Source organism: Streptomyces acidiscabies, from assembly GCF_020010905.1.
In the GTDB taxonomy this organism is placed as follows: Bacteria; Actinomycetota; Actinomycetes; order Streptomycetales; family Streptomycetaceae; genus Streptomyces; species Streptomyces acidiscabies.
Genome location: NZ_JAGJBY010000001.1, coordinates 2863144 through 2882396, shown reverse-complemented (window position 1 = coordinate 2882396; position 19253 = coordinate 2863144). Strand labels below are relative to the sequence as shown.

Here is a 19253-nt window from a genome sequence, read left to right as displayed (position 1 = left end):
AGGTGAACAACTGGCGGGCGGACTTCACGAGTTCGCCCGCCCCCGTTCATACTGATCAGTAACCTGAGGGTTCGTGACCACACCGCAGAGAGCCACTCACACATCCCTCACCCCGCGCCGCCGTACGGTCGTCAAGGCCGCGGCGGCGACCGCCGTCCTGGCCGGACCGCTGGCCGCCGCCCTGCCCGCGCGCGCCGCCTCCGAAACCACCCCGGCCTTCCTGCACGGCCTCGCCTCCGGCGACCCCCTCGCCGACGGCGTCCTCCTGTGGACCCGGGTGACCCCCACCGCCGAGGCGCTCCCCGGCTCGGGGCTCGGCCCGGACACCGAGGTGGAGTGGGTGATAGCCCGCGACAAGGCCCTCACGGACATCGCCGCGCGCGGCACCGTCACCGCGACCGCCGCCTCCGACCACACCGTCAAGGCGGACGTCCGCGGCCTCGCCCCGGCGACCGACTACTGGTTCCGCTTCTCGGCGGGCACCACCCTCTCCCCCGTCGCGCGCACGCGTACGGCCCCGGCGGCGGACGCGTCCGTCGCAGGCCTGCGCTTCGGCGTGGTCTCCTGCGCGAACTGGGAGGCCGGGTACTTCGCGTCGTACCGCCACCTCGCCGCCCGCAATGACCTGGACGCCTGGCTGCACCTCGGCGACTACATCTACGAGTACGGCACCGGCCAGTACGGCACCCGGGGCAAGGTGATCCGCCCGCACGTCCCCACCCACGAGATCATCACCCTCGCCGACTACCGCGCCCGGCACGGCAACTACAAGACGGACGGCGACCTCCAGGCGCTGCACGCCAAGGCGCCGGTCGTCGCGATCTGGGACGACCACGAGTTCGCCAACGACTCCTGGTCCGGCGGCGCCGAGAACCACACCGAGGGCGCCGAGGGCACCTGGACGGCCCGGCAGGCCGCCGCAAAGCAGGCGTACTTCGAGTGGATGCCGGTACGGCCCGCCCTCGCCGGTACGACCTACCGGCGGCTGCGGTTCGGGAAGCTCGCCGACCTCTCGCTGCTCGACCTGCGGTCCTTCCGCTCGCAGCAGGTCAAGACCGGCAACGGTTCGGTGGACGACCCCGAGCGCACCATCACCGGCCGCGCCCAACTGGACTGGCTGAAGGCGGGGCTGAAGTCCTCCGACACGACCTGGAAGCTCGTCGGGAACTCGGTGATGATCTCGCCGTTCGCGATCGGCTCCCTGGCCGCCGACATCTTCAAGCCGCTGGCCAAGCTGCTCGGCCTGCCCGAGGAGGGCATCGCCCTCAACACCGACCAGTGGGACGGCTACACCGACGACCGGCGCGAACTGCTGGCCCACCTGAGGTCGAACGCGATCTCCAACACGGTCTTCCTCACCGGCGACATCCACATGGCGTGGGCGAACGACGTCCCCGTGGACGCCGGCACCTACCCCCTCTCCCCGTCCGCCGCCACCGAGTTCGTCGTCACGTCGATCACCTCCGACAACCTCGACGACCTCACGAACGCCCCCGAGGGCGTCATCTCCGCCCTGGCCTCGCCGGTGATCCGCGCCGCCAACCGACACGTCCAGTGGATCGACACCGACCGCCACGGGTACGGCGTACTCGACATCACGCCCGCCCGCGCGCAGATGGACTACTACACGCTCTCCGACAAGACGAAGCAGAACGCGACGTCGTCGTGGTCGCGGTCCTACCGGACGCTCGCCGGGACCCAGAAGGTCGAGCGGACCTACGACCCCGTGTAAGCCCTAGAGCGTTTCGAGGAAGCCGAGCGCCACCCGCCAGGTGGTCTCGGCGGCCTCCTCGTCGTAGTCGGGGAGACCGGGGTCGGTGTAGAGGTGGCCGGCCCCGGCGTACCGGTGGACCTCCACGTCGGCGCCGGTCCGGCCCATCTGGAGGTACCAGGAGTTCAGCCAGTCGTCCGTCTCGAACTGGTCCGGCGAGGCGACGTGCAGCTGTACGGGGAGTTCGTCCACGGACGCGTTGGGCGCGATGTCCGACGTGCCGTGCAGCAGGAGCAGGCCGCGCGCCTTCTCGTCGCCCAGCGCGAGGGTCTGCGCGACGGACGCGCCCAGCGAGAAGCCGGCGTAGACCAGGCCGCGCTCGGAATAGGGAGCGGCGGCGAGGACGGCGCGCTTGAGGAGCTCCTCCTTGCCGACGGTCTCCTTGAACTCCATCCCCGCCTCGGCCTCGTCGAACGTCCGCCCCTCGAAGAGATCGGGCGTCCAGACCACGTGCCCGGCCCCGCGCAGCCGCTCCGCGGCGTCCTGTACGGCGGGCCTGAGGCCGTAGGTCGAGTGGAAGAGCATGATGTTCATGCCCTCATGGTGCCAGCCACACCCTGCACACGAGTCTCACGGGCCCCCATGTTCAGGGCCACCCCTGAGCGACTACGTTCGACGGTATGGAGAACCTGCTCCGACCCGTGATCGTCGTGGGCGGCTCACTCGCCCTGACCCTGCTCATCGGCTGGGCCACCGACCGCCTGCTGCGCAAGGCCGACGCCCGCCATTCGGAGACCCCGCTGTGGGGCCTGCTGCGCCGGGGCCGCGTCCCCTACCAACTGCTGATCTGCGCCGCCCTGCTGAGAGGCTCGTACGACAGGGCCGACCTGCTCCAGGACCAGCGCGTCGCCATCGGCCGCGCGCTGACGCTGGTGCTGATCGGCTCCGCGGCCTGGCTCATCGTCCGCATCGCCTCCGCGATCGTGGAGACGACGTTCACCCGGTACGCCAGCTCCCGCGCCAACCGCGACCCCGCGCGCGTACGCCGGGTACGCACCCAGGTCTCCCTGATCATGCGGGTCGTCGCGGCCGTCGTCGGGGTCGTCGCCATCGCCGCGATGCTGCTGACGTTCCCCGCGATGCGCGCCGCCGGGGCCTCGCTGCTCGCCTCCGCCGGCATCATCGGCATCGTCGCCGGTGTCGCCGCCCAGTCGACGCTCAGCAACATGTTCGCCGGGTTCCAGATCGCCTTCGGCGACATGGTCCGGCTCGGTGACACGGTCGTCGTCGACGGGGAGTGGGGCACGGTCGAGGACATCACCCTGACGTACCTGACCGTCCGCACCTGGGACGAACGCCGGATCACGATGCCGGTGTCGTACTTCACGTCCAAGCCGTTCGAGAACTGGTCGCGGGGCGGGGCTCAGCTGACCGGCACGGTGTTCTGGCAACTGGACCACTCGGCCCCGCTGGACGCGATGCGGGTCCACCTGCGCGACATCCTGCGGGCGTGCGAGCACTGGGACGGCCGCGCGTACGACCTGACGGTGACGGACAGCACCCCGAACACGATCGAGGTCCGCGCCCTCCTCACGGCGAAGGACGCGGACGACATCTGGAAGGTACGGGTGACGGTCCGCGAGCAGATGATCACCTGGCTCTGCACGCAGCACCCGTACGCCCTCCCCCGGGTCAACACGGCGGACGCCCACCTGCCCCCGACGAGCCCGCGCCCGGACGGGGTGTCACCCCGCAGGGCGCACGAGCCTCCTCCGCGCGCACCGCGGGGGTGACGGTACGGGGGTGCCTAATGCCCCCGCTCCGCACCCCCGTTGACCTGCACGACCTGCGACGTCACATGCCCGGCCCCGGCAGACGCCAGCCAGTACAACGTCCCCGCCACGTCCTCGGGCGTCCCGGCCCGCCCATTGGACGTCTCACCGACCAACCGCTCCCGCCGCTCCTCGGCCATCGCCCCGCCGAAGAACTCCGTGTCCTCGATATACCCGGGCGCGACGACATTGACGGTGATCCCCCGGGGCCCGAGCTGCCGGGCAAGATCATGGGCGTAAGGATGAAGCGCGGCTTTAGAAGCGGCATAAGCCCCGCTCCCGGACCCCCGATAAGCGGCGATGGAACTGACAAAGAGAACCCGCCCCCCAGAGGAAACCCGCTCTTTAAGCGCCTCGGTAAGCAAAACGGCGGTCAACGTATTACTACGAAAATTAACCCCCCACTCATGAGCAACAACCTCAAGCGGATCAGAACTCCCGCTCGGAGTCTCAAGCCCCCCATTCCCCCCGGCCGCATGAACAAGAACATCAACACCCCCCAACTCGCGATCCACCACCCGAACCACCTCTCGAACCCCCTCAACCCCACCAAGATCCGCAGCACAAAAAAGAGCCCCAGAAACCCCGGCCCGCTCCAGCACTTCTTTCCGCCGCCCGACCAACAAAACCCGATCCCCACCACCAGCAAAAACCCGAGCCACCGCAAGCCCGATCCCGGTCCCACCACCACTGATCACAACATTACGAGTCATGAGGGAAACCCTACAGACCACGCCCAAAAACGGCCCCCCCATTGGGCGCGCAGCGCCCTTCTAGGGGCGCGGGGAACTGCGCGAGCAACCACAACGAACCCGCACTCCGCACCCAACCGCTCCACCCCACCCCTCCCCGCCCCCGGCATCACCGCAAGCTCCGCACATCCAACTGCCTCAACACCCGATCCACAATCTCCGGATCCGCCCCGCTCTCACTCCGCGCAGCCAACACCTCATGCCGAGCCGCACTCATCATCTCCCCCTGAATCCGCCGCACCCGCTTCAACCGCCGAACCCTCTTCTCATGCCCCTCCAGCCGCTCGTCCTCGACGATATAAGGAGAAATCCGCACCCCGATCTCAAACGCCCGCCGCAACAACTGCTCGGACACCTCCTCAGGCAACTCCTCCACCTCCTCGATCTCCCGCAACCTCCGCTTGGCGGCTTTGGCAGCCCGAACCGCCAACTCCCGCTCGTACTCCTTCTCCCGCTCGGTATCGGCCCGAACCCCGAGCCGCCGAACAAGAAACGGCAGGGTAAGCCCCTGAAGCACAAGGGTGGTCATGATCACCCCGAAGGCGATGAAGACGATCTCGTCACGAGCGGGAAAAGCGGACCCGTCGTCGACATGCAAGGGAATAGCAAGAGCAAGGGCGACAGAAGCAACCCCCCGCATCCCGGACCACCACATGACGACGGTCTCCCGCCAGCTCATGGGAATCTCCTCGTCGACATCCCGCCGAGCATGCATCTTCCGGGCCAGCCACCCCGCAGGAAGCAACCAGAACAACCGCACGAAGATAACGACCCCGGCAACAACGGCGGCCCACCCGAGCATCTCCCCCCAGCGCCCGGAAGCGGTCCGAATGGCGTTGTGCAGCTCAAGCCCGATAAGCCCGAAGGCGACGCCGGTGACCAGCGTGTCGACGATGTCCCAAAACGCATGCCCGGCAAGCCGATTGACGACGTCATCAGGATCAGCGGCGTACTCGGCAAGAAACAAAGCACAGGTCAGCACGGCCAACACCCCGGACCCATGCAACTCCTCGGCCAGCACGTACGCGGCGAACGGCACGAGCAACGTCAGACTGATCTGAAGAGTCGCGTCCCCGAGCAGATCGAGCAGCCGGTTGGCCCCCCACCCGAGCACAACCCCCACCACGACAGCGACAACGGCGGACAGCACGAACTGAAGAACAGCCTCCCCCGCATGGAACTCCCCACTGACGACAGCGGCGATGGCGACGTGATACAGCACGATCGCGGTGACGTCGTTGAACAGCCCCTCCCCCTCCAGAATGGAGACGAGCCGCCGGGGCAACCCCAACTGCCCCGCGACAGCGGTGGCGGCGACGGGATCGGGCGGAGCCACCAGCGCCCCCAGCGCGACAGCGGCGGCGACGGACAGCCCGGGCACGATGCTGTGGGCAACGGCGGCGACGGAGAACGTGGTCACGAAGACGAGCGCGACGGCGAGCAGAAAGATGGGCCGCCGATTCGCGGCGAACTGCCGCCAGGAGGTCCGCCGCACGGCCGCGTACAGCAGCGGCGGCAACAGCACGGGCAGGATCAGCCCGGGCGGAATATCGACGTTGGGCACGAAGTCCGCGACGGCGAGCAGAATCCCGAGCAGAGTCATCAGCACCGGGGACGGCAACCCGAACCGGTCCCCGACGGGCACACTGATCACGGCCCCGAGCAGCAGGACGAACAAGAGGGCCAGCTGATCCACGGCAGTCGCTCCGGCGTTCTAGACACAACCGATCAAGAACAAGCCTCGCACGCGCCGCGCGAGCCCGGAGAAACGCCGCGGCTCACCCCCCGTACGTCTCCTCCCGGACGAGGTCCAGCGCGAGCTGGAGGTCCGCGGGATAGTCGCTGGAGAACTCGACCCACTCCCCGTCCCCGGGGTGCTCGAAGCCGAGACGGACCGCGTGCAGCCACTGCCGGGTCAGCCGCAGCCGCTTGGAGAGGGTGGGGTCGGCGCCGTACGTGAGGTCGCCGACGCAGGGGTGCCGGTGCGCGGACATGTGCACGCGGATCTGGTGGGTGCGCCCGGTCTCCAGCTTGATGTCGAGCAGGGAGGCCGACCGGAACGCCTCGATGAGGTCGTAGTGGGTGACGGAGTCCTTGCCGTCGGCGGTGACGGCCCACTTGTAGTCGTGCTGGGGGTGGCGTCCGATGGGCGCGTCGATGGTGCCGCTCATCGGATCGGGGTGCCCCTGGACGAGGGCGTGGTAGCGCTTGTCGACGACGCGTTCCTTGAACTGCCGCTTCAGCGAGGTGTACGCCCGCTCCGACTTGGCGACGGCCATCAGGCCGGACGTCCCGACGTCGAGCCGGTGCACGATCCCCTGGCGCTCGGCGGCGCCGGACGTGGAGATGCGGTACCCGGCGGCGGCAAGACCCCCGATGACCGTGGTCCCGGTCCACCCCGGGGACGGGTGCGCGGCGACGCCGACCGGCTTCATGATGACGACGACATCGTCGTCGTCGTACACGATCTCCATGCCCTCGACCGGCTCCGCGACGATCTGCACCGGTGCGGGGGCCTGCGGCATCTCGACCTCCAGCCAGGCGCCGCCGTGCACGCGCTCCGACTTGCCGACCACCGAGCCGTCCACCGAGACCTTCCCCGCCGCGGCCAGCTCGGCGGCCTTCGTGCGGGAGAAGCCGAACATCCGGGAGATGGCGGCGTCGACACGCTCGCCCTCCAGGCCGTCGGGCACGGGCAGGGTTCGGATCTCGGGAATGGTGCTCACCCGTCGAGTATGTCAGTCCTTGTGGACGGTCCCGTCCGGGTCCAGTCCCTTGAACGACAGGAGGACGATCAGAATGCCGCCGCAGACGATCGCGGAGTCGGCGAGATTGAACACGGCGAAGTGCTTGGGAGCGATGAAGTCGACGACGGCCCCCTCGAAGATCCCGGGCGACCGGAAGATCCGGTCGGTGAGGTTCCCGAGCGCCCCCCCGAGCAGCAGCCCGAGCGCGATCGCCCACGGCAGGCTGTACAGCTTCCGGGCCAGCCGCACGATCACGACGATCACGGTGGCGGCGATCACCGTGAAGATCACGGTGAACGCTTCCCCGAAGCTGAACGCGGCCCCGGAATTCCGGATCGCATCCAGCTTGAGCCAGTCCCCGACCAACTCGACGGGAGCATGATGCTCAAGCTTGGCAACAACAATGATCTTGCTGACGAGATCGAGCGCGTAAGCGACAGAGGCCACCGCAAACAACACGAGAACCCGCCGCTTCCCCCGAGGCGACTCCTCCTCCGGGCCCTCAGACGTACCGATAACGCGCTCCACCTCTGCCACGTAAGTCCCTCACGTAGGTACCAGTGAGGACGAGAGTACGACACGCTTGAAAAGACAGGCGCGCAGCGCCGTCTTTTCCAGGGGCGCGGGGAACTGCGCGACCAGCCACAGCGAACCCGCACCCGGCAACGAACCCCCACCGCCCCCCTCAGTAGCGCCGTTCCTGCTTCTGCTTGCACGAAACACACAACGTCGCCCGAGGAAACGCCTGCATCCGAGCCTTCCCGATCGCCTCCCCACAGCTCTCGCACAACCCGTACGTCCCCGCATCGAGCCGCTCAAGAGCCCGCTCACTCTGCTCCAACATCTCCCGCGCATTCGCGGTGAGCGCCATCTCATGCTCCCGCGTGATGTTCTTCGTCCCGGTGTCCGCCTGATCGTCCCCCGCCCCGTCCCCGGAATCCCGCATGAGCCCGGCCAGCGCCCCCTCGGACGCGTCGATCTCCGACCGCAGCCGCATGACCTCGGACATCAGCTCGGCGCGTGCCTCGGCCACCTCGTCCGGCGTCCACGGCTCCTCCCCCTCCCTGACAGCCAGCACAGCCGTACCCGCACTCTTCTTGTTCTTAGCCACCATGGCCGCGGCCCCTTCACATACGTGATCTTGCGCGCGAATCGTGCTGGGACGATAAATCGACTTCACCCGCTCGGCAACAGGTCGGAGCGCCTGCCGCACACCCCGGGAATTCCGTTCGGCCGCCCCGCCCGGCGCCCCGTACACTGGGCGGAGCGACAAAGCATTGATGGGGACGAGTAGCGGCGTACGCGGCCGAGAGCGACCCGGGGACGGTGGGAGCCCGGGGGCGAGCGCGTCGTGAAGATCACCCCGGAGCCGCCGGAAGAAAGCCGCCAGGCGAGTAGACCCGGTTTCGCGAACCCAATGAGGGGGCTCCCCGGAGGACCGGTGGGCCAAGGAGGGTGGTACCGCGGGAGCGAAACGGCTCTCGTCCCTCCGACGGAAGGCAGCAAGTCCGTTGGAGGAAGCTCGCAGATGACAGAGCCGACGTACCGCCAGGTCCCCGCCCAGGTCGACCTGCCCGCGCTGGAGCACACCGTGCTCGACTTCTGGCGCGAGCAGAAGATCTTCGCCAAGACGCTGGAGCAGTCCGAGGGCCGCCCGGAGTGGGTGTTCTACGAGGGCCCGCCCACCGCGAACGGCATGCCCGGCGCCCACCACATCGAGGCCCGCGTCTTCAAGGACGTCTTCCCCCGGTTCCGCACGATGCGCGGCTACCACGTCGGCCGCAAGGCCGGCTGGGACTGCCACGGCCTGCCGGTGGAGCTGGCGGTCGAGAAGGAGCTGGGCTTCTCCGGCAAGCAGGACATCGAGGCGTACGGCATCGCGGAGTTCAACGCGAAGTGCCGGGAGTCGGTGCTGCGCCACACGGACGCGTTCTCCGAGCTGACGACCCGGATGGGCTACTGGGTCGACCTCGACGACGCGTACGTGACGATGGACCCGGAGTACATCGAGTCCGTCTGGTGGTCGCTGAAGGAGATCTTCAACAAGGGTCTCCTGGTCCAGGACCACCGCGTCGCCCCCTGGTGCCCGCGCTGCGGCACCGGCCTCTCGGACCACGAGCTGGCCCAGGGCTACGAGACGGTCGTCGACCCGTCCGTGTACGTCCGTTTCCCTCTCACCTCCGGTCCGCTGGCCGGCGAGGCCGCCCTCCTGGTGTGGACGACGACCCCCTGGACACTGGTCTCCAACACGGCCGTGGCCGCGCACCCCGAGGTGACCTACGCGGTCGTGACGGACGGCACGGAGAAGCTGGTCGTCGCCGAACCGCTCGTCACCAAGGCGCTCGGCGAGGGCTGGGAGACCACAGGTCAGACCTTCACCGGCGCCGAAATGGAGCGCTGGACCTATCAACGTCCGTTCGACCTGGTGGAGTTCCCGGCCGAGGCGCATTTCGTCGTCAATGCCGAATACGTCACCACCGAGGACGGCACCGGCCTCGTCCACCAGTCCCCCGCGTTCGGCGAGGACGACCTCAAGGTCTGCCGCGCGTACGGCCTGCCGGTCGTGAACCCGGTCCGCCCCGACGGCACGTTCGAGGCGGACGTACCGATGGTCGGCGGAGTCTTCTTCAAGAAGGCGGACGAAAAGCTCACCGAGGACCTTCAGCAGCGCGGCCTCCTCTTCAAGCACATCCCGTACGAGCACAGCTACCCGCATTGCTGGCGCTGTCACACCGCGCTCCTCTACTACGCGCAGCCCTCCTGGTACATCCGCACGACGGCGGTCAAGGACCGTCTCCTCCAGGAGAACGAGAAGACGAACTGGTTCCCGGACACGGTCAAGCACGGCCGCTACGGCGACTGGCTCACCAACAACATCGACTGGGCGCTGTCCCGCAACCGCTACTGGGGCACCCCGCTGCCGATCTGGCGCTGCGAGGACGACCACCTCACGGTCGTCGGCTCCCGCGCCGAGCTGACCGAACTGACGGGCACCGACCAGTCCTCCCTGGACCCGCACCGCCCGTTCATCGACGCCGTCACTTTCCCCTGCGCGCAGTGCCAGAAGACGGCCACGCGCGTGCCGGAGGTCATCGACGCCTGGTACGACTCGGGTTCCATGCCGTTCGCGCAGTGGGGCTACCCGTACAAGAACAAGGAACTCTTCGAGTCCCGCTACCCGGCGCAGTTCATCTCCGAGGCGATCGACCAGACCCGCGGCTGGTTCTACACGCTGATGGCGATCGGCACGCTCGTCTTCGACAAGTCGAGTTACGAGAACGTCGTCTGCCTGGGCCACATCCTGGCCGAGGACGGCCGCAAGATGTCCAAGCACCTCGGCAACATCCTCCAGCCGATCCCGCTGATGGACCAGCACGGCGCCGACGCGGTCCGCTGGTTCATGGCCGCCGGCGGCTCCCCGTGGGCCGCGCGCCGGGTGGGCCACGGCACGATCCAGGAGGTCGTCCGCAAGACCCTCCTGACGTACTGGAACACGGTCGCCTTCCAGGCCCTGTACGCCCGCACGTCCAACTGGTCCCCCTCGGCGGCCGACCCGGCCCCCGCCGACCGCCCGGTCCTGGACCGCTGGCTCCTGTCCGAACTCCACACCCTCACCGCACAGATGACGGAGGCTCTGGACGCGTACGACACCCAACGCGCCGGAAAGCTCCTGTCCGCGTTCGTCGACGACCTGTCGAACTGGTACGTACGCCGCTCCCGGCGCCGTTTCTGGCAGGGCGACAAGGCGGCGCTGCGCACACTGCACGAGGTCGTCGAGACGGTCACGAAGCTGATGGCGCCGCTGACCCCGTTCATCACCGAGCGGGTCTGGCAGGACCTGGTCGTCCCGGTCACCCCGGGCGCCCCGGAGTCCGTGCACCTGTCCTCGTGGCCGGAGGCGGACGAGAAGGCGATCGACCCGGAGCTGTCGCGGCAGATGACCCTGGTCCGCCGCCTCGTCGAGCTGGGCCGCGCGACCCGCGCCGAGTCCGGCGTGAAGACCCGTCAGCCGCTGTCGCGCGCGCTGATCGCGGCGACCGGCTTCGACGCCCTCGACCGCGAACTGCACGCGCAGATCACGGAGGAGCTGAACGTCGAGTCGCTGGCGTCCCTCTCCGAGGTGGGCGGCAGCCTCGTCGACACCACGGCGAAGGCCAACTTCCGCGCGCTCGGCAAAAGGTTCGGCAAGCGGGTCCAGGACGTCGCCAAGGCGGTCGCGAACACGGACGCGGCGGCCCTGTCGCTGGCCCTGCGCGAGGGCACGGCGTCGGTCGAGGTCGACGGCGAGACGATCACCCTGTCCCCGGACGAGGTCATCGTCACCGAGACGCCCCGCGAGGGCTGGTCGGTGGCCTCCGACTCCGGCGCGACCGTCGCCCTGGACCTGGAGATCACCGAGGAACTGCGCCGCGCGGGCCTGGCCCGTGACGCGATCCGCCTGATCCAGGAGGCCCGCAAGAACAGCGGCCTCGACGTCGCCGACCGCATCGCCCTGCGCTGGGAGTCCGCCGACCCGGCGGTCACCGAGGCCCTGACCGGCCACAGCACCCTCATCGCCGACGAGGTCCTCGCGACGGACTTCGCGACCGGCCCCGCCGACGACACGTACGGCGAGCCGTTCACGGACGAGGGGCTCAGCCTGACGTTCCGCCTGCGCAAGGCGTAACACCGTACGACCGAGGCCCGGTTCCCCCCGCTACGGGGGAACCGGGCCTTCGTCGTCCTGCCCAACTCCGCCGCAACTCGCGTAAACAGGGCGCGGCCCCGGACGAATCCGGGGCCGCGCCCTGAACGCTGCCTGTGCCTACGGCGTACTACGTGCCGTAGGGGCCTCTAGGAGGCCGTCAGTTGTCGTCCTCGTCGATGAGGAAGCCGCGCATCGGCGAGGGAGCCTGGCCCATCGGGGAGGGACCCTGCGGACGGACCGGAGCCATCGGCTGAGTCATCGCCGGGGACATCTGCTGCTGGCCGCCGTAGGACGGGGCCGCAGGGCTGGGAGCGCCCATGCCGGGGCCGCCCATCGGACTGCCCATGCCGCCGGGCATTCCGCCGGCCACGCTGGAGCCACCCGCGCCGCCGTAGGAGCCGGCCGGGGCCATGGAGGGCGACGGGGACGGCGGCAGGGAGGCCGTCGCGGGGGTGCGCGGCGGGGCCAGGGAGTCGTCGGCCTGGGTCTCCAGCTGACGCAGCTGCGACTCCAGGTAGGACTTCAGGCGGGTGCGGTACTCGCGCTCGAAGCCGCGCAGGTCCTCGACCTTGCGCTCCAGCGTGGCGCGGGCGGACTCCAGGGAGCCCATGGCGACGCGGTGCTTCTCCTGCGCGTCCCGCTCCAGGGCGTCGGCCTTGGCGCGGGCGTCGCGCTCCAGGCCCTCGGCGCGCGAACGGGCCTCGCCGACGATCTTGTTGGCCTCGGAACGGGCCTCGGCGATCGCCTGGTCGGCGGTCTGCTGGGCCAGCGAGAGGACACGGGCCGCGCTGTCGCCGCCGGGACCCTGACCGGGACCGCCCATCGGACCGCCCATGGGGCCACCCATCGGGCCGCCCATCGGGCCGCCCATCTGCTGCTGCATGGGCTGCTGGCCGCCCATCGGACCCTGGCCCATCGGACCGGGACCCATCGGACCCTGACCCATCGGACCCGGGCCCTGGGGACCCTGGCCACTGGGACCGGCCGGAAGCTGCGGGGCACCGCTCGGCAGCTGGGGCGGGCCGCCCATGGGGCCGCCCATCTGCTGCTGCGGCGGGCCCGATATCCCTGCGGGCACCGGGGCGCCCGGTCCTCGCATGCCCTGCTGCGGCATCCCCTGCGGGGGCATGCCCTGCTGGGGCATCCCGGGCTGCATGCCCTGCGGCATCCCCTGCTGCTGCATGCCTTGCTGCTGCATCCCCTGTTGCTGCATGCCCTGCTGCTGGGGCATCCCCTGCTGCTGCATGCCCTGCTGGGGCGGCATTCCCTGCTGCTGGGGCATGCCCTGCTGCTGGTCCTGCGGCTCCGGGGCCTTGCGCTGCTGGTTCTGCGCGGCGGCGCGGGTGGCCGCGGCCAGTTTGGCGCGCAGATCCTCGTTCTCGCGCAGCAGGCGGGTCAGTTCGGCTTCGACCTCGTCGAGGAAGGCATCGACCTCGTCCTCGTCATAGCCTTCTCGGAGGCGGACGGTCGTGAACTGCTTGTTCCGCACGTCCTCGGGGGTCAACGGCATCTCTTCACCTCAACGTTGTCTTCGGCATCGGCAAGACGGTAGGTCACATCGTTCACAGCCGGATCACGATCGAGATCAGGACGTAGACGATGATCATCAGTACGAAGAAGGACAGGTCGAGCGCCACGCCCCCGAGACGCAACGGCGGGATGAACCGCCGAAGAAGCTTGAGCGGTGGATCGGTGACAGTGTAGGTGGCCTCCAGAACGACCACCATCGCCTTGCCGGGTTGCCACGAGCGGGCGAACTGGAAGACGTAGTCCATGACCAACCGGAAGATGAGCACGATGAGGAAGACCATCAGCGCGATGTAGATGATGTTCAGGACCACGCCCATGTTCGGTGCTTCCCTCTCCCCTGCTTACGCGTGCTCTGTCTTGTCTTGCCGGGTAAATCCGGTGGTGCGTCTCAGCTCTGGTTGAAGAACCCGCCCTCTGCGATACGGGCCTTGTCCTCCGCCGTGACATCGACGTTAGCAGGAGACAACAGGAACACTTTCTGTGTCACCCGCTCGATGCTGCCATGGAGACCGAACACCAGACCGGCGGCAAAGTCGACAAGTCGCTTCGCATCCGTGTCGTCCATCTCGGTGAGGTTCATGATCACCGGGGTGCCCTCACGGAAGTGTTCCCCGATGGTACGGGCCTCGTTGTAGGTCCGCGGGTGAAGCGTGGTGATCCGGTAAGGCTCTCGTTCGGACACGACCTTGGGCATGATCACCGGCGCGTTCTTCTCCAGGGACTGACGTTCTTGTGTGATGGACGCCACGGGCGCGATGCGCGCGGGACGTCCGGATTCCGCGGTCACCGCCGCCGCGCGGACCACCGGCTCACGAGGGGCGGGGGGTTGGACGATTCGCACCTCTTCGTCCCTTTGGGACTGATGTGCGTTGTGCGACTGGTGCGACGGTTCGTGCCGCCGGTGGTCGCGCTCGGGTTCGTCCAGCTCGGGTTCGAAGTCGTCATCGGGGTCGAAGCCCCGGCCGTCGTACCCATCGTCCTCCACGAGGCCGAGGTAGACCGCCATCTTGCGCATCGCGCCGGCCATGCTCTGAGTCCTCCGCTCTGTGGTGGATCGGTTGACGACTGCCAAGTCCCGCGATCCACGTGGCCCTTGTGTCCGCCTCCTGGCGGGTAATGACCATATTTTCTACTGTGGTCCGACTTCCTGGCGACGTTACCCGAGCCGAGGACGGACTCCGAGTACCGCACTGCCGACGCGCACATGTGTCGCCCCGGCCGCCACGGCCTGCTCAAGGTCCGCACTCATCCCCGCTGACACCATGGTGGCAGCCGGATGACTTCGGCGCAGGTCGGTCGACAAATCCATCAACCGCTGAAACGCTGCCCGTTCACGCCCGGCGTACTCACCGGTCAGCGGAGCGACGGTCATCAGCCCGTCCAGCCGCACCCCCGGCGAGGCCGCGACGAGTGCGGCCAACTCCCCGATCCCGCCCGGCCCCACGCCCCCGCGCTCGCCCCGGCCGCTCACCCCCGCGTCCAGCGCGACCTGGATCAGGCACCCCACCTCGCGCCCGGCCTTCTCGGCCTGACTCGACAGCGAGACGATGAGCCGGTCCCGGTCGACAGACTGTACGAAATCCGCGTAACCCACCACGGAACGTGCCTTGTTGGTCTGCAACTGCCCGACGAAGTGCCAGGTCAGCGGGAGGTCGGCGCACTCGGCGGCCTTGGGCGCCGCGTCCTGGTCCTTGTTCTCGGCGACATGGCGCACACCGAGTTCCGACAGCATCCGCACATCGCTCGCCGGGTAGGTCTTGGTGACGACGATCAGCGTCACCTCCGACCGGGCCCGCCCGGCATCCGCGCACGCGCGCGCGATGCGCTCCTCAACCTTCGCCAGATTCCCGGCGAGTTCGTCCTTACGGTCCGTCATGCCCCATCAGCCCAGCCAGACATATCCCGCGAGTCGCCCTGTGGCGCCGTCGCGACGGTACGAGAAGTGGTCGTGCGACTCCAGCGTGCACACCGGCGACTGCGCCCGGTCGCGCACCCCGAGCCGCTCCAGCTGCGCGTGCACCCCGGCGGCGACGTCGACGGCGGGAGTGCCCCAGCTCGTCTCGGCGTACGCCGCCGGTTCGAGCGCGGCGACGTCGGCGCGCATGTCCGACGGCACCTCATAACACCGGCCGCAGACGGCGGGTCCGGTGCGGGCGACGATCCGGTCCGGCTCGGCGCCGAGTTCCGTCATCGCGCGTACGGCGGCGAGGACGACTCCTGCGATCATCCCGGGCCGACCTGCATGGGCCGCTGCAACGACACCGGCGACCGGGTCGGCGAGCAGAACAGGCACGCAGTCGGCGGTGAGAACGGCAAGGGCGAGTCCACGCCGGGTGGTCACGAGAGCGTCCACTTCCGGTACCGGCTTGTCGCCCCAGGCTTCCATCACCACCGCGACACCAGCGCCATGGACCTGGTTCATCCAGACCACCTCGGCCGGGTCCAACCCGAGCGACTTGGCGGCCAGTTCGCGGTTGGTCCGCACGGCGGCGGGGTCGTCGCCGACCGCGCCGCCGAGGTTGAGCTCCTCATACGGAGCGGCGCTCACCCCGCCCCACCGGTCGGTGAAGGCAAAGTGCGCGCCGCGCACGCTCTCGCGCTGTCCTATCACTTCAGGAAGTCCGGTACGTCCAGTTCCTCGGCGGCGCTGTCCGAGTAGGTCCGCGACGGCGGGACCGGCGGGCTCAGCGGGGGCAGGTCGGCGACCGGCTCCGGAGCGGGCTCCGGGGCCTCCTTCGGCGTCACGCTGCCGAGCGAGCCGAAGGACGGGCGGGACTCGGGCCGACTGGCCGGCGCGGGCTCCTCGCGGCGGGTGGAGGCCGAGCCGATCACGTTGTCGCGGCGGGCCGGGGGCTGGCCGCCGTCGAAGCCGGCCGCGATGACGGTGACGCGGACCTCGTCGCCGAGGGCGTCGTCGATGACGGCGCCGAAGATGATGTTCGCCTCGGGGTGGGCGGCCTCGGAGACCAGCTGGGCGGCCTCGTTGATCTCGAACAGGCCGAGGTCGGAGCCGCCGGAGATGGAGAGCAGGACACCGCGGGCGCCGTCGATGGAGGCTTCGAGGAGCGGCGAGGAGATGGCCATCTCGGCGGCGGCCACCGCGCGGTCGTCGCCGCGGGCCGAGCCGATGCCCATGAGCGCCGAACCGGCCTCGGACATCACGGACTTGACGTCGGCGAAGTCGAGGTTGATCAGGCCCGGGGTGGTGATGAGGTCGGTGATGCCCTGGACGCCGGAGAGCAGGACCTGGTCGGCCGACTTGAAGGCGTCGAGGACGGAGACCTGGCGGTCCGAGATGGACAGCAGCCGGTCGTTGGGGATGACGATGAGGGTGTCGACCTCTTCGCGCAGCTCCGCGATGCCGTCCTCGGCCTGGTTGGCGCGCCGGCGGCCCTCGAAGGTGAACGGGCGGGTGACCACGCCGATGGTGAGGGCGCCCAGGTTGCGCGCGATGTTGGCGACGACGGGTGCGCCACCGGTGCCGGTGCCGCCGCCCTCGCCGGCCGTCACGAAGACCATGTCGGCCCCCTTGAGGACCTCCTCGATCTCCTCGCGGTGGTCCTCGGCGGCCTTGCGGCCGACGGCCGGGTTGGCGCCTGCGCCCAGTCCTCGGGTGAGTTCGCGGCCGACGTCCAGTTTGACGTCGGCGTCGCTCATCAACAGCGCCTGCGCGTCGGTGTTGATCGCGATGAACTCGACGCCCTTGAGACCGACTTCGATCATCCGGTTGATGGCATTGACACCACCGCCGCCGACACCGATGACCTTGATGACTGCGAGGTAGTTCTGCGGTGCTGCCACGTCGAAGGCCTCTCGCCTCGAATTACGTTGTCGTCGTTGCCCGGTTGTCCGAACCCCGCCGACGGATGCCGAATGGGACGGTCCGTAGCGCCGACCCGAACCCTAACGCTGAAGTTTAGGGTTACCAGTGTGTCTGTTCCTTGGAGTCTTCCGAACAGGACACTAAGTCGACAAGTGGCGCCCGTTCAACGAACACGCCGAACCTCCCGTTTTTCTTTTCACCCTATGTGATCAGCCATGTCGCTGCCCAACCAGGGTGCTGGCCTGCGCATATGTGCGTCAACTCCCCGATGACGCAGGGGCGGTGGGGACGCTCACGTCGAAGTGCCGGGCGTCCGGCGCGGCTTTCATGAGAGCACTGAGCGTACGGGCCTTCGCCGCGCCCTTCTCGGCGCTCCCCCAGTCGACGGTGCGACCATCCGTCAGGTCGAGTGAAATATCGTCGTACGAACGAACTTTGACGGTTTTTGTGGTTTTCAGCACTCCGGCCGGAAGGCTGCCGGCCGTGCGGACCGCCTCGCGGACGAGGCGGTCCTCGCCGAAACGGCGCAGACTCGCGGCGGTCGAACCGGAGTTCGCGAGGGAGAGCTCCAACAGGGGCGCCCCCTTCGGCGGTTGAGGGACCGTCGCGAACCGCACGCCCTCGTCGTCGACCTCGGTGTAGCCGGAGCCGTGCCGGATCAGCAGGACCGGGGTCCGCTCGGTCACCTCGACCGTGACGCCGTGCGGCCACGAACGGGCCACGTCCACCTCGCCGATGCGCGGCAGCGCCCGCTCCAGGCGTGCCGCGATCTCGTCGGTGTCGATCGACACCAGCGGTGTGTCCAGCGGGACTTGAGCCGCGTCCTGGACCTGCTGCGGCGTCAGGACGTCCGTACCCGACACCGAGACGTCCTCGACGCGCAGCCACGGGGAGCCGTACAACACCCAGACGCCGCCCGCCCCGAGGAGGACGGCGGCGACGGCGGCGATGACGATCACGCGGAGCCTGCGCGGGCCCAGGCGGCGGACGAGGGGCGGGCCGGGGGGTCCCTGCCGACGTTCCGTACCGCGCTCGACGGTGGAGGGTCCTCCGGCCACTGCCTGACCTTTCTCGATACGCCTAGCGGCGCGAGGCGATCGCCTCGTACACCATGCGGACGAGCAGGTCGTCCGCGTCCCGGCGGCCGAACTCGCTGGCCGCGCGCGACATCTCGTACAGCCGGTGCGGGTCGGCGAGGACGGGCAGGACGGTCTCCCGGACCCATTCCGGCGTCAGTTCCGCGTCGTCGACCAGCAGTCCGCCACCGGCCTTGACCACCGGCTGGGCGTTCAGCCGCTGTTCGCCGTTGCCGATGGGCAACGGGACGTAGGCGGCCGGGAGTCCGACGGCGGAGAGCTCGGCGACGGTCATCGCGCCCGCGCGGCAGAGCATCATGTCGGCCGCGGCGTACGCGAGGTCCATCCGGTCCAGGTAACTTACCGGGATGTACGGGGGCATCCCCGGCATCTGCTGCACGTGCGGCAGTTCGTTCTTCGGGCCGACCGCGTGCAGGATCTGGATCCCGGCCTGCTGGAGCCACGGCGCGACCTGCTGGACGACCTCGTTGAGCCGCCGGGCGCCCTGCGAACCGCCGGAGACCAGCAGCGTCGGCAGGTTCGGGTCGAGGCCGAACATGTGGCGCGCCTCGGGGCGGGCCGCGGCGCGGTCCAGGGTGGAGATGGAGCGGCGCAGCGGGATGCCGATGTAGCGGGCGTCCCTGAGCTTGCTGTCGGGCGTGGAGACGGCGACCTGGGCGGCGTACCGGGAGCCGATCTTGTTGGCCAGGCCGGGGCGCGCGTTGGCCTCGTGGATGACGATCGGCACACCGAGGCGCTTGGCGGCCAGGTAGCCGGGCAGGGCGACGTACCCGCCGAAGCCGACCACGCAGTCCGCCTTGGTGCGCTCCAGGATCTGCTCGGCCGCCTTGATGGTGCCGCGCAGCCGGCCCGGGACGGTGATCAGCTCCGGAGTGGGCTTGCGGGGCAGCGGTACGGCCGGGATCAGCGCGAGTTCGTAACCCCGCTGCGGGACGAGCTTGGTCTCCAGGCCGCGCTCCGTCCCCAGGGCCGTGATGCCCACGGTCGGGTCCTGCCTGCGCAGCGCGTCCGCGAGGGCGAGCGCGGGCTCGATGTGGCCGGCGGTCCCTCCGCCTGCGAGTACGACATGCACCG

The 19253-nt window shown here is 69.2% G+C and carries 17 protein-coding genes; 3 read left to right on the top strand and 14 right to left on the bottom strand.

Annotated elements, in window-relative coordinates; all coding sequences use genetic code 11:
• Positions 1-73 precede the first annotated feature (73 nt).
• On the top strand, positions 74-1732 hold the full coding sequence (locus J8M50_RS13480; RefSeq protein ID WP_010350387.1) for an alkaline phosphatase D family protein: 1659 nt from the start codon (positions 74-76) through the stop codon (positions 1730-1732).
• A gap of 3 nt (positions 1733-1735) precedes the next feature.
• On the opposite strand, the gene J8M50_RS13475 is transcribed toward J8M50_RS13480, so the two are convergent.
• Positions 1736-2305, bottom strand: coding sequence for a dienelactone hydrolase family protein (locus J8M50_RS13475; RefSeq protein ID WP_010350388.1), 570 nt, complete (start codon positions 2303-2305; stop codon positions 1736-1738).
• An 86-nt stretch (positions 2306-2391) separates the two neighbouring features.
• Between J8M50_RS13475 and J8M50_RS13470 the strand changes: the two genes are divergently transcribed.
• Positions 2392-3504, top strand: a complete 1113-nt coding sequence (locus J8M50_RS13470) for a mechanosensitive ion channel family protein (RefSeq protein WP_010350389.1) — start codon at positions 2392-2394, stop codon at positions 3502-3504.
• Between the two features lie 14 nt (positions 3505-3518).
• On the opposite strand, the gene J8M50_RS13465 is transcribed toward J8M50_RS13470, so the two are convergent.
• The 5 genes from J8M50_RS13465 to J8M50_RS13445 all read right to left on the bottom strand — a co-directional run bounded on the left by J8M50_RS13465 (position 3519) and on the right by J8M50_RS13445 (position 8324).
• Positions 3519-4256 carry an SDR family NAD(P)-dependent oxidoreductase gene (locus J8M50_RS13465; protein ID WP_029183363.1) on the bottom strand — a complete coding sequence of 246 codons (738 nt, stop codon included), beginning with the start codon at positions 4254-4256 and terminating at the stop codon, positions 3519-3521.
• A gap of 148 nt (positions 4257-4404) precedes the next feature.
• Positions 4405-5991 (bottom strand): Na+/H+ antiporter, encoded by a 1587-nt coding sequence (locus J8M50_RS13460; protein WP_010350392.1) that lies wholly within the window; start codon positions 5989-5991, stop codon positions 4405-4407.
• A gap of 82 nt (positions 5992-6073) precedes the next feature.
• Entirely contained in the window at positions 6074-7021 is a 948-nt protein-coding gene (locus J8M50_RS13455; protein ID WP_010350393.1) for an RluA family pseudouridine synthase, read from the bottom strand.
• Positions 7022-7033: 12 nt separating this feature from the next.
• Positions 7034-7579: a signal peptidase II gene (gene lspA / locus J8M50_RS13450; RefSeq protein ID WP_075661718.1), complete on the bottom strand. Its 546-nt coding sequence runs from the start codon at positions 7577-7579 to the stop codon at positions 7034-7036.
• 148 nt (positions 7580-7727) lie between these two features.
• Positions 7728-8324, bottom strand: coding sequence for a TraR/DksA family transcriptional regulator (locus tag J8M50_RS13445; protein ID WP_370516598.1), 597 nt, complete (start codon positions 8322-8324; stop codon positions 7728-7730).
• Positions 8325-8570: 246 nt separating this feature from the next.
• Between J8M50_RS13445 and ileS the strand changes: the two genes are divergently transcribed.
• A complete protein-coding gene (ileS, locus tag J8M50_RS13440; protein ID WP_010350397.1) occupies positions 8571-11708 on the top strand; it encodes an isoleucine--tRNA ligase in 3138 nt (1045 codons plus the stop codon).
• 178 nt (positions 11709-11886) lie between these two features.
• On the opposite strand, the gene J8M50_RS13435 is transcribed toward ileS, so the two are convergent.
• The 8 genes from J8M50_RS13435 to murG all read right to left on the bottom strand — a co-directional run bounded on the left by J8M50_RS13435 (position 11887) and on the right by murG (position 19251).
• Positions 11887-13239 carry a DivIVA domain-containing protein gene (locus J8M50_RS13435; protein WP_010350398.1) on the bottom strand — a complete coding sequence of 451 codons (1353 nt, stop codon included), beginning with the start codon at positions 13237-13239 and terminating at the stop codon, positions 11887-11889.
• Between the two features lie 52 nt (positions 13240-13291).
• Positions 13292-13576 (bottom strand): YggT family protein, encoded by a 285-nt coding sequence (locus J8M50_RS13430; protein ID WP_010350399.1) that lies wholly within the window; start codon positions 13574-13576, stop codon positions 13292-13294.
• A 71-nt stretch (positions 13577-13647) separates the two neighbouring features.
• Positions 13648-14286 carry a cell division protein SepF gene (locus J8M50_RS13425; protein ID WP_010350400.1) on the bottom strand — a complete coding sequence of 213 codons (639 nt, stop codon included), beginning with the start codon at positions 14284-14286 and terminating at the stop codon, positions 13648-13650.
• 129 nt (positions 14287-14415) lie between these two features.
• Entirely contained in the window at positions 14416-15135 is a 720-nt protein-coding gene (locus J8M50_RS13420; RefSeq protein WP_010350401.1) for a YggS family pyridoxal phosphate-dependent enzyme, read from the bottom strand.
• A gap of 6 nt (positions 15136-15141) precedes the next feature.
• Positions 15142-15870, bottom strand: a complete 729-nt coding sequence (gene pgeF / locus J8M50_RS13415; RefSeq protein WP_029183364.1) for a peptidoglycan editing factor PgeF — start codon at positions 15868-15870, stop codon at positions 15142-15144.
• Positions 15867-17060, bottom strand: coding sequence for a cell division protein FtsZ (gene ftsZ, locus J8M50_RS13410; protein WP_010350405.1), 1194 nt, complete (start codon positions 17058-17060; stop codon positions 15867-15869). Before ftsZ ends, pgeF begins: the two co-directional genes overlap by 4 nt.
• A 279-nt stretch (positions 17061-17339) precedes the next feature.
• Positions 17340-18140: a cell division protein FtsQ/DivIB gene (locus J8M50_RS13405; protein WP_010350407.1), complete on the bottom strand. Its 801-nt coding sequence runs from the start codon at positions 18138-18140 to the stop codon at positions 17340-17342.
• Positions 18141-18162: 22 nt separating this feature from the next.
• A complete protein-coding gene (gene murG, locus J8M50_RS13400) occupies positions 18163-19251 on the bottom strand; it encodes an undecaprenyldiphospho-muramoylpentapeptide beta-N-acetylglucosaminyltransferase (RefSeq protein ID WP_010350408.1) in 1089 nt (362 codons plus the stop codon).
• Positions 19252-19253: the final 2 nt, after the last annotated feature.

What these genes read in the sequence shown, in the direction of transcription:
- J8M50_RS13425 (WP_010350400.1), bottom strand. Translation starts at nt 14,286, where the DNA reads ATGGCCGGCGCGATGCGCAAGATGGCGGTCTACCTCGGCCTCGTGGAG.
- J8M50_RS13430 (WP_010350399.1), bottom strand. Translation starts at nt 13,576, where the DNA reads ATGGGCGTGGTCCTGAACATCATCTACATCGCGCTGATGGTCTTCCTC.
- J8M50_RS13470 (WP_010350389.1), top strand. Translation starts at nt 2,392, where the DNA reads ATGGAGAACCTGCTCCGACCCGTGATCGTCGTGGGCGGCTCACTCGCC.
- J8M50_RS13435 (WP_010350398.1), bottom strand. Translation starts at nt 13,239, where the DNA reads ATGCCGTTGACCCCCGAGGACGTGCGGAACAAGCAGTTCACGACCGTC.
- J8M50_RS13420 (WP_010350401.1), bottom strand. Translation starts at nt 15,135, where the DNA reads ATGACGGACCGTAAGGACGAACTCGCCGGGAATCTGGCGAAGGTTGAG.
- J8M50_RS13475 (WP_010350388.1), bottom strand. Translation starts at nt 2,305, where the DNA reads ATGAACATCATGCTCTTCCACTCGACCTACGGCCTCAGGCCCGCCGTA.
- J8M50_RS13465 (WP_029183363.1), bottom strand. Translation starts at nt 4,256, where the DNA reads ATGACTCGTAATGTTGTGATCAGTGGTGGTGGGACCGGGATCGGGCTT.
- ileS (WP_010350397.1), top strand. Translation starts at nt 8,571, where the DNA reads ATGACAGAGCCGACGTACCGCCAGGTCCCCGCCCAGGTCGACCTGCCC.